A 14385-nucleotide genomic window follows, 5' to 3' on the forward strand; every position below is an offset into this window, starting at 1 on the left:
GAGAGCTTATCAATATTAGTTTGGTCGCTATCACGATAGTTCTCCGGCGAATCACTGTCAACAGCATCGCTCCTGAGCGAACGGGATTCTTTTGCCCTCCATCAAGCAGAGGAGGCGAGAACTATCCATGAAACATACAGGTTGGCGCAAGCCGACACCGGGTCTTGGCATTGCAGAGCAGCTTGCCAAAGCCGGTGAACAGGTGGCTGTACCCAAAACGCGGGCCTTCGTGGCCGTGAAGCGGGTGGGGGCCTACATTGGCCTCAAGGCCGGAGACATGATGCTCCTCGACACGCTCGGGGCCTTTACGCAGGCCCAGGACTGGGACGAGGGGCAGCGCCCGATCGTCTGGGCGTCGAACGCCTATCTGATGGAGCAGACGGGCTTCTCGCTCTCCGCACTCAAGCGGCATGCGCGGCGGCTGGCCGAAATCGGCGTGATTTCCTTCCAGGACAGCCCGAACGGCAAGCGGTGGGGCCGCAGGGACGCCGAGGGGCGCATCATCGAAGCCTATGGCTTTGATTTGTCGCCGCTGTCGGCGCGTGTCGAGGAGTTCGAGGAGCTCCATGCCGATTTGCAGGCCGAGCGCGAGCTCTGTCAGCGCCTGAAGCGCCAGATCACGGTTGCACGCCGTATGATCCGCACTCGGATCGAGGCGGCCGTCAGCAGCGCGCTGCGCGGGCCCTGGACGCAATTCACAGGCCTTTTCGAGGAACTTCTGGACCGGCTTCCGCGCCGTCACGAAGCCTCAGAGCAGCTTGCACGGCTGCTGGGCTGGTTCAAGGAGCTTCAGGAACGCGTTGAAGCTGCCTATCTCAAAGCAACCGATGTCGTCCAACTTGTGGAAAACACACCTGAAACCAAGGAACAAGCTTCTGAGAAGACTCAAGAAATGAACCCCAGGGAGGTCATTTCTGACCCTCATATACTAATTACAAACCAACTTAATCCTGTAACTCGTAATTCCTCAGAAAATGAGGAAGTCGCGGCCGTGGTGCCCAATGCTCGACCCGAAGATCAGGTTGATAGGGAGCTGGAAGAATGGGTTGCTGAGGTGCGTAAGAAGCGGGCGGCGCTGGATCTGCCTACTGTTATGCAAGCCTGTCCCGAATTCGCATCCTGGGCGCGCAATATGGGCGGGTTCCTAAAGGATTGGGGCGATCTGCACAGGGTTGCCGGGCAGCTCAGGCCGATGATCGGGGTGTCCGAGCATGCCTGGAACGTTGCGCAAGACCGGCTGGGCAAACAGGTGGCGACAGCGGCGTTGGCGCTTGTCTTCGAGAAGCATTGCGCGGGCGAAGTTTCGTCGCCGGGCGGCTATCTGCGCGGCATGGTCGAGAAGGCCGGGGCAGGGGAGCTGCATCTCGAGCGCAGCTTCTATGGCAGGCTCAGCGGGCAGGCGGCGTGATGGGGCAGAAAATCAGAGACCGGCGGCCTTTGTCAGGTTCACCCGGAACCGATCGCGGCGGCGCTGGTAGCGACGGGTCATCTCTGCCGAGGCATGCCCCAGCTGCTTCTGGACGTAGCGTTCGTCAACTTCGGCCGAACTGGCGAGCCCGGCGCGAAGGCTGTGACCGGAGAACAGCGCCAGGCGCTCTTTTTCGGTCAGCTCGGATCGGATGCCGGCGTCCAATACCGTACGCTTGATCAGGCGCGCGACATGCTTGTCGTTCAGCCTGTTTTCGGAAGCGCGTTTGCCGTCCCTCGACGTACCGACGAAGACCGGGCCGAAATTGATCTTCGCGAAATGCAGCCATTGCTCAATAGCATGCACGGGGCAGGTCTGATCCTTGGAGCCGCGGCCGATCTCGACTTCACGCCAACCGGTCTTGGCGTTGAGAGTCAGGAGGGCGCCTTTCTCCATGATCTCAATCCATCCGCCGGAATCTGGCGTGTCATCTTTATGTACATCGAGGCTCACGATTTCCGAGCGGCGCAGGCCTCCGGCATAGCCCAGCAGCAAGATTGCCCGATCTCGCAGCCCGCGCAGATCGTAGGGCAGGGTGGCTATCATCGCGAGGATGTCCTCGGCGAGGATAGCGGCCTTCTGGACCGGCGGTCGCGCATGCTTACGCTTGATCCCGGCCAGCACGGTGGCGATGTGGCGGTTCTTGCGATCAAGGGTGAAGCCGCGCTGCGCGTAATTCCAGGCGAGACCGGACAGGCGGCGATCGATGGTGCTGACCGACAGGGGTCGGGACGCCGACTGCGAAGGGGAGGTGCCCGACCCGGACGCAAGATCCGCGAGGTACAGGCCGATCATCTCCGGTGAGGGGGGCAGCGGCTCCGCGCCCTTCATCCGGCACCAGCGCGCGAAATGCGCCCAGTCCTTTGCATAAGCCTTCAGCGTGTTGTCAGATGCCGCCGCGCGCGCATAGTCGCGTGCCGTATCGACCAGGCGATCGAGCGTGCCCGAGCCAGCCACAAAGGACGGCAGGCTCAAGGCCTCGCCGTCAGGACCATCTCTCTCGCTGTCCTCGTTGGGCGAAGACCCGATTGGCGGCTCTGAGGTCGGTTTCTCGGTGTTTTCTGACATGTCGCCGAGCATATTCTTTTACGTCCGATAAGGCAAACTTATTGGACACGGTGGAGACCGGTGGGGTGGGGCGGTTAGATCGCTATTTTCTGGAAGAAAGCGCCGCGCTGATGTAGGCTTCAGGTATGACATTTGCCCGGCCGGATCACATCATCGACCTCGACACGTTACCCCGGATGCCCGCCTGGGTCACCTCTGCATGCGCTGAAACCCTTGAAGATGTTGCGTTTTTGTCGGGTGCTGCGCTGAACCACCTGCATCTTGTGTTGGGACACGAGGAGGTGCCCCAAGCGTTGTTACGGGACCGGCTGGCGCTTCGCGCAGCGGAGGCTTGTGTCGCGTTCTCTGGCCGACCAGAGCGGGCACGGGAGCTGCGTGATGCGGTGCACCTTCTGCGCCCCTGCGATCTGCCCGGACCGGCGGGCGAAACCTGCCTTGCCTGGCGTCGCGCGGTGGAGCGGCCGGTGTCGGTCAAGGCTCTGGGCCGAGCCTTGCCGACCTTCGAGCCGGGCCAGATCGCGACGTGGCTCGATGCGGGGGAGGGGGCGCCGATCAAACGAGCAGCACTGGTGCTGGATGCTGTCCTGACGGAGGCACCCCGTGCCGAAGTCCCGGCGTTGATCCTCGCGGACGCCGCCCTCGCCCAGGCGCTTGGTTGGGATCATGTCGTGCCGCTATTCGCCGCGGGCCTGAAACGTGCGGACCTGCGCAAGCGCGGGGACGATTTGCGGCTGGCCTTTCATCGCGCGCTCGTCTTGTCGGCGGTCGACGCCGTGCGGCAGGCCGCCGACCTTGCGCGTCGGGCGGCGCATTTGAAGTCGGTCGCACCGAAGCTGCGGGCAAAGGGGGCCGGGGAGGCCGTCGGGATATTTTTGACCCGCGATGCGGTCTCGCCTGCGGCGTTGCCTTTGCCGGATCGCGCCGCGCGGCGGCTCTGTGACCGGCTGGTCGACCTCGGCGCGGTGCGCGAGCTGACCGGGCGCGACACCTTCCGGCTTTACGGGGTGTAGGGATGGCGAAGGATCGACCTGACCTTGAGCTTGACCGCGAGTTGGTTGACTTACCGCCGGAGCTGCGATGGCGGGAATGGATGCGCCGGATTGAGGCGGTGCTCTTTGCCTCTGCATCCCCTGTGCCGCGCGAAGACCTGGCGAGGGTCGTGGGGCAGGGGGCTTCGGTCGACCTGTTGGTCGAGGATCTTGCCGCCGATCTGGAGGGGCGGGTGTTCGAGATCGCCAAGGTGGCCGGCGGGTGGATGTTCCGGACCCGGGCGGCCTATGCGCCCGCGATCCGCGCTGCGGCGGATGTCGGGGACCAACTGCTCGATCTGAGCGAATTCGACGTCGCTGTGCTGGCCGCCATCGCTTATCACCAGCCGATCACCCGCGACGGGCTGAAGGATATCTTCGGCAAAGAGATCAGCCGCGACCTGATCGGGCGGCTGCATGCGCGCGGGCTGATCGGGACCGGGCCGAGGTCACCCCGGCGCGGGGCGCCTTACACCTTCGTGACGACCGAGCAGTTCCTTGTCGCCTTCGGGTTGCAGAGCCTTCGCGATCTTCCGGATCGGGAGCAGTTGGCGGATGCGGGGGTTGTAGGCGAAGCTCCACAAGTCGATTACGGGTAACCAGCTGCCGATGCAGAGGGTGAAGTCCGCCGTTTTGCTTATCGTTTCATTTGCGGTGCAACGATTCATCTGCACGCCGAGAAAGTCACGCGATTACAAAGAGATAATCGTTTCAGGATTTGCAAACGAAGCCTCATGCATCTATTGGCGACAGGGTATTCCCTCCTTGTCGTTGTGGGCGGATTGTGTTGAAAAACTCCGGTTTTCGCGAAAATGGGTGAAAAATTTGTCCATAGAAGGCCTCTCCGAAAATTCGTCGAGGGGGTCGGTCTAAGATCAGCGTTGGCAATGTCCGACGCTCCCAGATGCTCCACAGGGCACTCGGCTTCAATTTGGCAGGAGCACCGAATTCTGGCAGCAAAATACAACCGCCAGATTTTCGGGTTTTTCAACACAATGGGCGGAAAGTGTGAATTCGCTGCACCTGCAAGGGGATTTTGTCAAAGATGTGAAAGCGGTCGTTCACGGCTCAGGTTCAACGCTCCCCATGCTGCACCAAGCACCAAAGTCAGCAATGCGCAGGGAGCGATGTTTGCAAAGTGCGGGCTGTTTCCGGATAGCGGTCATTGGGGTAGTGTGCAGCAAAAGGCAAGTAGGAGCCCGCTTTACTCAATGCTGCGCAGCGTAGGAACAGCGGCTTCAAAGTTGAACCCGCATTCCCCAAGTAGACCGACGATTTGTGCGCCCTGACTGCCAGTAGCGTGATTTATTTCAGCATGTTAACGCAGTCTGGAGCGAGATTTTTTGGTCTCGGTGACAGGTTTACGACAATTCTTGGACTGTGCTGGGGGCACAGGACCCATCGGCCCTGCCCCCCACCTTTAGCTTACTTCTCGCGGTGCATCACCCCGTCGCCAAACGGGTGGTCGATCACCATTTTCCAGTTTCCATCCTGCTGACGGCGCAGGACCGCGGCCGAAAGCGCCGTCATCGGCCCGTCAGGTCCGGGCGCGGTCCAGGACATGAGGTGCAGGCCAATATCACCCGCGACCACGACCTCATGCGCGCCATAGGTGAAGCTTACACCGCTTGCGACGAATTCGGTGAACATTGCACGCAGAGCGGCATCACCGCCGATGGGCTGGCCTGGCTCGCCGACGACGACCGCTTCGGGTTCGTAGGTTGCCATTATTCCGTCGATGTCACCGGCGGCGAAGGCCGTGGTCATCGCCGAGATGGTTTCAAGGATTTTCGTTTGGTCCATGGTGTCCTCTGCATGGGTTGTGGAAGCGAGCGTCGCGGCAAGCAGAGCGGCGGCTGCAATGATCTGAAGCTTCATGTTGGTCTTCCTTTTTGGTTTCCGTACGGCGACCATGCTGGTATGTTGTGACAGTTTCTGTCAGGGGCCATCCATTGCGACTGTTTCGTCTGTTCCGATTGTTGGACGTCATGCGCCTGCGTTCCACGCCGGTGACTGCGGCCTCACTGGCGGTTGATCTCGGTATCTCGGTCCGCTCCATTTATCGTGACATTGCCGATCTGCAGGCGATGGGCGCCCCTATCCGCGGCGAAGGCGGTTTGGGCTATGTCATGGAGAGGGGCTATTTCCTGCCCTCGTTGCGGTTCGAGGCGGACGAGCTGGATGCCATCATCCTTGGTCTGAAGCTGGTCCACGAACGCGCAGCACCCGTCCTAGACGGTGCGGCGGTACGAGCGGCCGCCAAGATATCCTCGGTGCTTGGCGAAGGGCAAAAGGACAGCATGATCGACCCCGCGCTGGAGGCGGGCCCGTCCAGAACGATGTATGGCGACGGCAACTCGGCGACCTATGCGACGTTGCGTGCCGCGATCTCGGCCAGGGAATTCCTGACTATCGGATACCGGAACTCTGAAGGTCGGCTCTCGACGAGGGAAGCGCGGCCCTTGGGTTTGACCTTGTTCGAGAATGCTTGGCTGCTGACGATCTGGAGCGAGGCCGCGCAGGATTTTCGGCACTTGCGCTTGGATCGAATTTCTTCAGTGATCACTACTGGCAAGCGGTTCCGCTTGGAACGAGGTAAGCGCTTCAAGGATGCGATCGACATTGAGCGCGGCAAGATCGCCTTGCAGACGCCCGTGAGCTAGCATTCCAGGTGTCCAACTTGGCTATGGAATTATTTTTCGTTGTTGCAACAGGAGACACATGCCAAATCCAGACCAACGACGTGCGTATGTTGACTGACGTCAAGGCACCTGCGGAATATATGGATCAACTTGAAGACGATTCGCATCGGGATAGGCTGCAAAGCATCCAGAGCCGACGTTGATCCATTGACGTCAAGCCGCATAACCTGAACCCGATAAGCCCGAACCCTCCGCTCCAAAATTAGACCGCCTGCTCCAGGTCATTCGATGGCGGTCAGTCGCATCCAATCGGCTCACAAACCGCGCGGTGAAAAGCAGCTATCACAAATTCGAGCAATGGGCTGTGGGCCCGCTTTGAGGCTGGCTGCAGTCATCCATGTCGGCGTCAGCCCACCCAGAGCGGCAATTTTGGGCGCTGCACCGCTGCAAGGCAGCTTCGAGCCCATTGCGGTCATTCAGGATGAATGGGTTAGTGACTGAAATCCTGTTTCAACCATCGAGATGAGAAGCAATGCGTTTTCACGCCTTAGGTCGGGTTCAACGGACGGTCTCCTCGATCTGGACCGCCGAACTTTTCCAATCCCGCCTCGTTCCACGCGGACAGTTGCGAGACAATTCCGCCCAACGCTAAGGCCCTTGCCGTCAGCGCGTAGCCGACGTGCCGCCTTGCGTCGTTCTTCTCTACGCGTTCGACAAGGCCGAACTTTTCTAATTCGCGGAGTTGTTCGGTCAGAACCTTCCGGCTGATCCCTGGAAGGGAGCGAGTGAGCTCGAGAAAATGCTGTTCTCCATTCGACAGCGCATGCAGGATATTGGGTTTGTGCTTTCCGCCTAGCGCCCGAAGCGTTTCGGCAACAGGACACTCGCCCCTCGATGATAGAAACCCGCGTATCGGGCGCTGTTCAGAACCGTCCATATCCGCCCTCCGGTTACAAAATAGTGCCTAATTGAGTGAAACTTCCAACCATGAAATGTCGATTCCACAGCAACTAGATAGAGGCGATTCGGATGCCAAGCAAAACCAAAGTTGAGACCATTCGGATGCTTCCATTCGGAATGCTAAACGCTTTCCTTCTGATCCGAGGCGAAAATGTGATTCTGGTCGATACCGGGCTTCCGAACTCTGCACCGCTGGTCAAAAAAGCGCTGCAAAAGAACGGTTTGGACTGGTCAAATATCCGTATGATCATATTGACCCACGCGCATATTGACCACGCTGGCTCAGCATTGCAACTGCAGGAGCTAACTGGAGCGCCACTCGTCGGGCACGAAGCTGACTTGCCCCTTTTCCTGGGCGCACCGCCGGTACTGCGGCCTACCAGTCTATTTGGAAGGCTGTTCCGCAAAACTGGAGCGATCCAAAGACCGTTTGCCTATTTTTCCCCGGATATTGTCTGTTCAACAGAAATGCCTGACCTGACAGAGGTTGGCATTCCGGCCCGAATACTTCACACGCCTGGTCACACTCCGGGCTCAATTTCGGTGCTGATCAAGGATGGCAGAGTCATAGCAGGAGATCTTGCGGCGTCGGGTATCCTGCTGGGTGGAATAATGATCAAGGAAAAACCGATGCAGCCACCGTTCGAAGAGTCGCCTCTTCTAGTGGCCGAGGCGCTCAAGAACTTGTTAGCCCACGACAGTACTCAGTTCTATCTCGGCCATGGCGGCCCGCTGGGTGTTGAGCCCATTCGAAAACACATCGCCCGCCTGGAAGCATCTAAATTTTAGTCAGCAAGTAGCTGGTGGGTATTGTCGGAAGAACTTGGCCTAAGGCGACGTGGGCGCCGATCTAGCCTGCCCGGATGACAAAACGCTCCCCTTTTCGCTACTTCAAGACGATCCCCGAGATCATCCCCCTCACCGAGCGCTCACTGATCAAGCCTAGCAGTGGAAATTCCAAACGCATTCACCTCACCCTCAACAAAAACAAGAGCCGAATTCTTCCTTAAACGTCCGCTTTGTCCGGATACTGTTGAAAAAGTCGCCGATCGAAGCGTTCTGACCAGCATCCAAAGCGAGCCGGTTGCTAGTCCCTCTCATGAGGGGGCTGGCACGGGCACCAATTTGGCCAGTTTGCGGAGGTTCTGGGCGGTTGCTGCGAGCTGGAATTGCTCGGTTGCTCCTTTGGGTCCACGCAGTCGCATCATTTGCAGCCCGATGTATCGCTTCAGATGGGCAAAAAGCATCTCGACCTTTCGCCTTTGCATGAACGAGGTCATGTAGGCGTCGGTTTTGCGGATGTCGCGGGCGATGTCTCTTGCTGCTTCGTGAACGGATCGGAGCACTTTCCTGGCAGGTTGGGTCGGGCAGCATTGCGCTTTCAAGGGACAGATGTCGCAATCCTGTTTGCGCGCCCGGTAGCGGATCAACCCGTCCTTGCTGACATTCGCGGGGCGCGGCTTCGAGAATTTCCGGCGGGACGTCTCGAGCGTATTTCCGGCAGGGCACGTATACCTGTCGGCGGTCGTATCGTAAGCAAAGTCCTCCCGCGAGAAGGTGCCGTCGGTGCGTTTCGATTTGTCCCAGACCGGGATGTGAGGTGCGATCTTGCGGTCCTCCACCAGCCAGCCCAGCATCTCGGCCGATCCGTAGCCTGTATCGCCGACAAGCTTGCCGGGTTTGATGCCGAAGCGTGCCTGCACCCGGTCAATCATGTCCCGCGCGGCACGCGCCTCCGCTGGTCGGATCGGAGCTGTGGGTTCGACATCCAAGATCACGGCATTGTCCAGATCCACCAGATAATTGGTGGAATACGCAAAATACGCGGCACCGCCATCGGCACCCGTCCAGCGCGCGGCCGGGTCCACCGGCGAGACGTATTTGGGAATGGCGTCGGTTGCTGCGCCGAAGGCCGCATCGTCGAGTGTTTCAAGATATTCGTCCACGGCGCGGGACGTGAGGTTTGGCGGCAGGCCTTCCTTGCTGTCGATGCCGCGTGTCTGATTGGCATTCGCCGGGATCAGGCTGGCATCGACACCGAAGCTGTGACCGCCGACCAAACCTTCATCCATGCAGCGTTGCAGGACGGTCTCGAACAGATGCCGGAACAGCCCGCTCTCGCGAAAGCGGCCGTGGCGGTTCTTTGAAAATGTCGAATGATCGGGCAGCGCGTCGGTCAGATCGAGCCTGCAAAACCACCTATACGCCAGATTGACATGGACCTCTTCGCAGAGCCGCCGCTCGGACCGGATGCCCATGCAATAGCCCAGCAGCAACATGCGGATCATCAGTTCGGGATCGATCGACGGGCGGCCGCCAGAGCTGTAGAAAGGCGCCAGCAGCGACCGCACATGAGACAGATCGAGGAACCGGTCGATACCGCGCACCGGGTGATCCAGAGGCACAAACCCTTCGATCGAGAACTCGTAAAACAGCGCGCCCTGCGCGACTTGCCTTGGCCCCATCATTGCGATGCCCTCCACTCCCAGATCGAGTGAATCAAAGCCCCGAACGCCAGGCAACAGACTTTTTCAACAGTATCTCCGCATTGCGGTCATCTGCGGCGCGAGAATGCTGCAGCACTGACCAGTGTCTGCTTCAGGGAATGCTGCCAGGCAGCATGGGGCGAGGCCGACCGGCAGGTAAGGGCCGTCCTTGCCGGGCCCAATGCGATCCGTTGCTCGAACATGCTGCAACCGATCTAACGGCGGCGAATGAGCCCAATGTGTCGGATGCTGCATTTACCACGAATGACTGCTTCGACGCTCCGGGCGCAATTCGCTGTAAGGACAGACATCATCTTCGAACGGCACATGCCGACGGCGAAAGCTTGTAGTCGGAACCGCTTCCGGGTTGCTGATCCTGTCCATTCGGAAATGGCGGAAGTCGTCGCGAGCAGGGTCCCAGCCGACGAGATACCATAGGGGGGGCAGGATCAGCATGGCTTGCGGTTCCACCTGCCGCTCGGTCTTGCGCCCTTTTGCATCGCTATAGTCGAACCGGATGAAGTGCCGGCCCAGAAACGCCGTCTCGAAGGCCACAAGGAGGTCGGGGTCCATTTTCCCCATATCCGACAAATCCTGCAAAGGTGACAGCTGGCCGATGTGCAGGCACTCCAAAAACGCGCGTAGGTCTTTCACCTTGTCCGACGGCAAGGCCTTTTCGATCTTGGCCAACCCCGCGTCGGCAAGCTCCGAGAAGGGTAAATTCCCGGCGGCTCGCATTGCCGCGACGCTGATCAGCAGCGCGAACACTTCGGGCACGGACAACTTGGCCCGTGGCTGCATTGATTGAGGGTCAAGCTGGAGGCCACCGCCGCGGCCGACCTCGGAATGGATCACATAGCCTTCGTCCCGCAATGCGCCGATATCGCGCAACACGGTCCGGCGGGAGGCACCAACCTCTTCGGCCAGCGCGTCAACAGTCGACGTGCCGTTGCGGCGAAGGCTGCGCACGATGGCGTCATGTCTGAGTCTCACGTTCATATCTCGACCCTATCACAAATGGTGACAATATTTGGCACCATTTCGCTCTACACCGATTCCAGCAACTGAAAACAAGGAGATTGCGACATGGAACGGACGGCAGTGAACCCCTGGGACTGGTCGATCAAACTGGGCTACAATCAGGCCGAAGTGATCGACGGCGCGACGCGGCAAGTGATTTGCGCGGGCCAGACCGCAGTGGACGAAAACGGCGCCCCCCAGCATCCAGGCGATATGCGCGCACAGATCAGTCTAGCCTTGGACAACCTTGAAGCCGTTCTCAAAGGGGCGGGCATGAATCTTGGCAATGTGGTCAAGCTCGGTGTCTATGCAACTGATGTCGACGAGGCGCTGAAGAACTTTGACCTGATGGGCATGCGGTTCGGACCCCATCGGGTCGCACCGCCGATGACCCTACTGGGCGTTACCCGCCTCGCGATCCCCGGCTTGCTGTTCGAAATTGAAGCAATGGCAATGGCGTAAAGCCAGTCACAGCGGCCATTTGGTTTCAAAACCCAAATGGCCGTTTCGTCCCGCGAACTGTGAATTCGCATGTTCGATGATTTAGCAGTCGCAGCGAAAGTCCGGTCTGACGAGCCGCACCGCAGCATCAGATTGGCTGGTCAACGGCAGCAATGGGCCGTTCTTGTCGCTTGGTCGATGTGGGCCTTACAACGCGAACCCAATTGGTCATGATTTGCCGTCGTCATGAATCTCCTCCTTGTGCCTCAGAGGCTCGGGGAAGGTGTCCCAATAGTGCGATCTGGTCCTAAGCTAGACTGACCCACGGAAGCTTCAGCTTGAAAACCGTCAGAAACCAAGCTATATATCTGACACTAGGAGACGAACATGCAAACCACATCTCAAGCGATCAAGGCCTATGCTGAAGCGCTGCCGGAGGGTGCGACCCTGTCGGCGCGGGAGTTGTTGCACCTCGGAGAGCGTGCCGCGGTCGACCAGGCGCTGTCGCGTTTGGTTCGGCGTGGGGAGCTTCTGCGTGTGAGACGCGGATTGTTTGCCTTGCCTGTGAAAACCCGCTTCGGTAACCGGGCGCCCTCGGTTGAAGCCGTGGTTGAGCATATTGCGAAATCAACCGGTGAACGCGTGTCGCAAAGCGGTGCGTCGGCAGCGAACCTGCTCGGTATTTCGACACAGAATCCATCCCGCCAAGTCTATTGGACTTCCGGGCCGAGCCGTCATCTGAAGCTCGGAGCGCAAAGCGTCGAGCTTAAACATGTGCCGAGCTGGCAGCTTCGTGCACCCAACAGTCGTGCTGGGCACGCCTTTCGGGCGCTCGCCTATTTCGGCAAAACCGAAGCTGCTCAGGCTTTGAGGCGTATCAAGGCGATGTTGAACGAAGAGGAGCAGCGCGAGCTTCTGAGCCTTCGAGCCTCTGCGCCAACCTGGATGGCCAAGGAACTTAGCGCGCTCGCGCCATCGCAATGACAGAGAGCCAAACTTACTTTTCCCTGGCGCGCGAAGACAAGATTGACGCGCTCGAAGTGGCCGCCTCGAAACTGGGGCGGCCTGCAGACCTGTTGGAAAAGGACGTCTGGGTCGTTTGGGTTCTTAACGCCTTGTTCGACAGTGATCTCGGCGAACACCTGGTTTTCAAGGGCGGAACGTCGCTTTCCAAGGTCTACAAGGCGATCGACCGGTTTTCAGAGGATGTCGACCTGACATATGACATCAGGCAAATCATTCCCGATCTGATCAAAGATGGAGAGGATCCATATCCGCCAAGCCGCTCGCAAGCTCAGAAATGGACCGAAGCTGTTCGGGGTCGCTTAGGCGAGTGGGTGGGGTCAAAAGTGGCCCCCATGTTGTCGGACAAGGTCAAGGCAGCGGCGCTCCTGGCGGAAAACCGTGTAGAAGGTGACAAGATCTATCTGGACTACGACGCGGTGCGCAGCGGCAGCGGATATGTTCGATCCTCGGTCTTGTTGGAATTTGGCGCCAGGTCCACAGGTGAACCGGCGCAGCTTCACGAAGTGGTTTGCGACCTCTCTGGGGCGCTACCTGAATTGTTTACGCCCGTTGCCATGCCTCGTGTGATGATGGCCGAACGGACGTTTTGGGAGAAGGCGACGGCCATCCATGCCTACTGCTTGCGGGGCACGTTTCGAGGCGGCGACCGCTATGCGCGTCACTGGTACGATCTTGATCGTCTGCAGGCTGTGGGTATCGCTGCACAGGCGCTGGAGGATAAGACGCTTGCTCAAGATGTTGCGAAGCACAAACAGCACTTTTTCCGCGAAACCGACCGCGCGGGTGCGACGATAAACTATGCCGACGCCGTCTCAGGGGCGCTTTGCCTGATTCCAGAGGGGGCGGCCCTGGAGGCGCTGGCCCAAGATTACCGGAAAATGCAGGAAGCGGGACTGCTTCAGTCAGACGCCATCGCTTTCGATGCCCTAATGGCTCGTCTGATGGATCTTCAAGATAAGGCCAATTCGCGTCCAGAGTGATGTGGGGCACGTTGCTTGCTTTCGGCGTCTTTGTGATTGCCAGAAGGTTCAGCTTCTGGCCTCGTTGCATACCCATGGTGAGCAAGAACGAAACACGTCAAACCGGCTTTCAAATCGATGTCAGCTTTGTTGGGGACTGCCAGGTGTCTCCAGCGGTGTTTAGGTTTTTGTGATGTGCAAAGTTTAGGTTTTAATGATCTTGGCCCCTCCTGCCCTTTGGTCAGGACCGCGCCCTACTCGGCCGGCTGCAGACAGCCGCCCTCCCCGAGCTGAAACGCCGCCTCTCCCTGCGAAGTACCGCTGGCCGTGCAGTCTCTTCCAGAGCCAGCCCGACCAGCCGTCGCATGGTCGTGGCAACGCTTCATCTCGGCCGTTCGGTTACGGTCGCTGGGGCGGGGGTGCGCCCTCAACGGTGCGAACAGATGTATGTGGCCATCGGCCCAATCAAGCATAAAGCATGGGAAGTGCTTCAACCATGACGTTAGTCGTTGCAAAGATGGCTGTGCAAAATAGTGTGGTTCGGAGAGGGTTCCGATAATGTCTTCAATACTCAAGTTTTTCCGAATTGCATTCTTTCTCGTCCTGTATTTTTTCTTATGCATGGTCGTGGTGACCACAATGCTTCAGGGATGGCCGGTTGGCGGCCAGATGCTGTTTGCATTCGGTGTTCCCGTCATTCTGGTCTGGTGGCAAGAAAAACGGAGATCGCGGAAAGTCGCTGCAAAGGCGCAAGCCGAGGAAAGTTCCAAAAACCTACCCGCCCGACCTGAACCGGTGCCGCGCCCAAGTGCCTATGACAAGCGTATCGAGCGTGAGCGCGAACGAACTCGCGAAGCCATTGCGTCCAAAACACCGGCTGCCGTTCAGGCCTATTCCGCACCTAAGCAGGACTACGCCGAAATCGTTCGCGCTGGAAAGTCTGCGGCGCCAGCTCTTTCGGCGGCCGCTGAACGAAACCAGCCCTCGCGAGTGGCATCGAGCGCATCGGCCCGATCATCGAAAAGTGGGTGGGTCCCGTCTAGCGAAACAGCTAGCGTGGCCGGCCGCAACATCGGCGGGATGGTCTATGTCGGCACGCCTCCCTTGCTGAACACCAAGGGCTATCGTGAAAAGTGCCGAGCCTATATCGATCCCTCGCTGCAAGTGGCAAAGTTGGGTGCCGATGTTGCTGGCAGCGGGTTACCCTACTGGTGTCAACGGCGGAGTAAAATTCGGCCATTGTGGCGGAGCAAAAGTCGGCCAGTTTGGGGCGAGCGCCTTGGAGCG

14 protein-coding genes are annotated in these 14385 nt (G+C 59.1%); 9 read left to right on the forward strand and 5 right to left on the reverse strand.

Features of this window, described 5'->3' with window-relative positions; translation table 11 throughout:
- The first annotated feature begins 127 nt into the window (after positions 1 to 127).
- The gene (gene repC, locus PXK01_RS18005) at positions 128 to 1408 is read left to right on the forward strand and encodes a plasmid replication protein RepC (RefSeq protein WP_218394085.1); all 1281 of its coding nucleotides are present in this window, start codon (positions 128 to 130) and stop codon (positions 1406 to 1408) included.
- A gap of 12 nt (positions 1409 to 1420) precedes the next feature.
- Here repC and PXK01_RS18010 read toward each other — a convergent pair whose 3' ends face one another.
- Positions 1421 to 2548 carry a tyrosine-type recombinase/integrase gene (locus tag PXK01_RS18010; protein WP_255552487.1) on the reverse strand — a complete coding sequence of 376 codons (1128 nt, stop codon included), beginning with the start codon at positions 2546 to 2548 and terminating at the stop codon, positions 1421 to 1423.
- A 113-nt stretch (positions 2549 to 2661) separates the two neighbouring features.
- Here PXK01_RS18010 and PXK01_RS18015 point away from each other — a divergent pair, with 113 nt between their 5' ends.
- Positions 2662 to 3546: a DUF1403 family protein gene (locus PXK01_RS18015; RefSeq protein WP_197918800.1), complete on the forward strand. Its 885-nt coding sequence runs from the start codon at positions 2662 to 2664 to the stop codon at positions 3544 to 3546.
- Positions 3547 to 3548: 2 nt separating this feature from the next.
- Positions 3549 to 4163, forward strand: coding sequence for an SMC-Scp complex subunit ScpB (gene scpB / locus PXK01_RS18020; RefSeq protein ID WP_197918799.1), 615 nt, complete (start codon positions 3549 to 3551; stop codon positions 4161 to 4163).
- A gap of 826 nt (positions 4164 to 4989) precedes the next feature.
- Here scpB and PXK01_RS18025 read toward each other — a convergent pair.
- Positions 4990 to 5442 carry a YybH family protein gene (locus PXK01_RS18025; RefSeq protein ID WP_274861150.1) on the reverse strand — a complete coding sequence of 151 codons (453 nt, stop codon included), beginning with the start codon at positions 5440 to 5442 and terminating at the stop codon, positions 4990 to 4992.
- 74 nt (positions 5443 to 5516) lie between these two features.
- Here PXK01_RS18025 and PXK01_RS18030 point away from each other — a divergent pair, with 74 nt between their 5' ends.
- Positions 5517 to 6227: a helix-turn-helix transcriptional regulator gene (locus tag PXK01_RS18030; protein WP_197918816.1), complete on the forward strand. Its 711-nt coding sequence runs from the start codon at positions 5517 to 5519 to the stop codon at positions 6225 to 6227.
- A 526-nt stretch (positions 6228 to 6753) separates the two neighbouring features.
- On the opposite strand, the gene PXK01_RS18035 is transcribed toward PXK01_RS18030, so the two are convergent.
- Positions 6754 to 7143, reverse strand: a complete 390-nt coding sequence (locus PXK01_RS18035; protein WP_274861151.1) for a winged helix-turn-helix transcriptional regulator — start codon at positions 7141 to 7143, stop codon at positions 6754 to 6756.
- Positions 7144 to 7235: 92 nt separating this feature from the next.
- On the opposite strand from PXK01_RS18035, the gene PXK01_RS18040 reads away from it, so the two are divergent.
- Complete coding sequence (locus PXK01_RS18040; RefSeq protein WP_197918814.1) at positions 7236 to 7955, forward strand: MBL fold metallo-hydrolase; 720 nt, start codon at positions 7236 to 7238, stop codon at positions 7953 to 7955.
- A gap of 308 nt (positions 7956 to 8263) precedes the next feature.
- Here the strand turns inward: PXK01_RS18040 and PXK01_RS18045 are convergent, their stop codons facing one another.
- Together PXK01_RS18045 and PXK01_RS18050 are read right to left on the reverse strand one after the other, a co-directional pair.
- On the reverse strand, positions 8264 to 9634 hold the full coding sequence (locus PXK01_RS18045) for a transposase (protein WP_197918813.1): 1371 nt from the start codon (positions 9632 to 9634) through the stop codon (positions 8264 to 8266).
- A 273-nt stretch (positions 9635 to 9907) separates the two neighbouring features.
- Positions 9908 to 10651, reverse strand: coding sequence for a helix-turn-helix transcriptional regulator (locus tag PXK01_RS18050; RefSeq protein WP_197918812.1), 744 nt, complete (start codon positions 10649 to 10651; stop codon positions 9908 to 9910).
- 87 nt (positions 10652 to 10738) lie between these two features.
- Between PXK01_RS18050 and PXK01_RS18055 the strand changes: the two genes are divergently transcribed.
- From PXK01_RS18055 to PXK01_RS18070, 4 genes are all read left to right on the forward strand, one after another.
- Positions 10739 to 11134: a RidA family protein gene (locus PXK01_RS18055; RefSeq protein WP_197918811.1), complete on the forward strand. Its 396-nt coding sequence runs from the start codon at positions 10739 to 10741 to the stop codon at positions 11132 to 11134.
- A gap of 366 nt (positions 11135 to 11500) precedes the next feature.
- Positions 11501 to 12097 carry a DUF6088 family protein gene (locus PXK01_RS18060; RefSeq protein ID WP_197918810.1) on the forward strand — a complete coding sequence of 199 codons (597 nt, stop codon included), beginning with the start codon at positions 11501 to 11503 and terminating at the stop codon, positions 12095 to 12097.
- Positions 12094 to 13119: a nucleotidyl transferase AbiEii/AbiGii toxin family protein gene (locus PXK01_RS18065; RefSeq protein WP_197918809.1), complete on the forward strand. Its 1026-nt coding sequence runs from the start codon at positions 12094 to 12096 to the stop codon at positions 13117 to 13119. The genes PXK01_RS18060 and PXK01_RS18065 overlap by 4 nt, the downstream gene beginning before the upstream one ends.
- A 537-nt stretch (positions 13120 to 13656) precedes the next feature.
- Positions 13657 to 14385, forward strand: a 729-nt coding sequence (locus PXK01_RS18070; RefSeq protein WP_274861163.1) for a TerB N-terminal domain-containing protein, incomplete at its 3' end; no start/stop codon positions are given.

It is taken from the genome of Phaeobacter sp. PT47_59 (assembly GCF_028890025.1).
In the GTDB taxonomy this organism is placed as follows: Bacteria; Pseudomonadota; Alphaproteobacteria; order Rhodobacterales; family Rhodobacteraceae; genus Phycobacter.

Excerpts from the sequence above, each read along its gene's own strand:
- repC (WP_218394085.1), top strand. The coding sequence starts at position 128 with ATGAAACATACAGGTTGGCGCAAGCCGACACCGGGTCTTGGCATTGCA.
- PXK01_RS18010 (WP_255552487.1), bottom strand. The coding sequence starts at position 2,548 with ATGCTCGGCGACATGTCAGAAAACACCGAGAAACCGACCTCAGAGCCG.
- PXK01_RS18015 (WP_197918800.1), top strand. The coding sequence starts at position 2,662 with ATGACATTTGCCCGGCCGGATCACATCATCGACCTCGACACGTTACCC.
- scpB (WP_197918799.1), top strand. The coding sequence starts at position 3,549 with ATGGCGAAGGATCGACCTGACCTTGAGCTTGACCGCGAGTTGGTTGAC.
- PXK01_RS18025 (WP_274861150.1), bottom strand. The coding sequence starts at position 5,442 with ATGAAGCTTCAGATCATTGCAGCCGCCGCTCTGCTTGCCGCGACGCTC.
- PXK01_RS18035 (WP_274861151.1), bottom strand. The coding sequence starts at position 7,143 with ATGGACGGTTCTGAACAGCGCCCGATACGCGGGTTTCTATCATCGAGG.
- PXK01_RS18040 (WP_197918814.1), top strand. The coding sequence starts at position 7,236 with ATGCCAAGCAAAACCAAAGTTGAGACCATTCGGATGCTTCCATTCGGA.
- PXK01_RS18045 (WP_197918813.1), bottom strand. The coding sequence starts at position 9,634 with ATGATGGGGCCAAGGCAAGTCGCGCAGGGCGCGCTGTTTTACGAGTTC.
- PXK01_RS18050 (WP_197918812.1), bottom strand. The coding sequence starts at position 10,651 with ATGAACGTGAGACTCAGACATGACGCCATCGTGCGCAGCCTTCGCCGC.
- PXK01_RS18055 (WP_197918811.1), top strand. The coding sequence starts at position 10,739 with ATGGAACGGACGGCAGTGAACCCCTGGGACTGGTCGATCAAACTGGGC.
- PXK01_RS18060 (WP_197918810.1), top strand. The coding sequence starts at position 11,501 with ATGCAAACCACATCTCAAGCGATCAAGGCCTATGCTGAAGCGCTGCCG.
- PXK01_RS18065 (WP_197918809.1), top strand. The coding sequence starts at position 12,094 with ATGACAGAGAGCCAAACTTACTTTTCCCTGGCGCGCGAAGACAAGATT.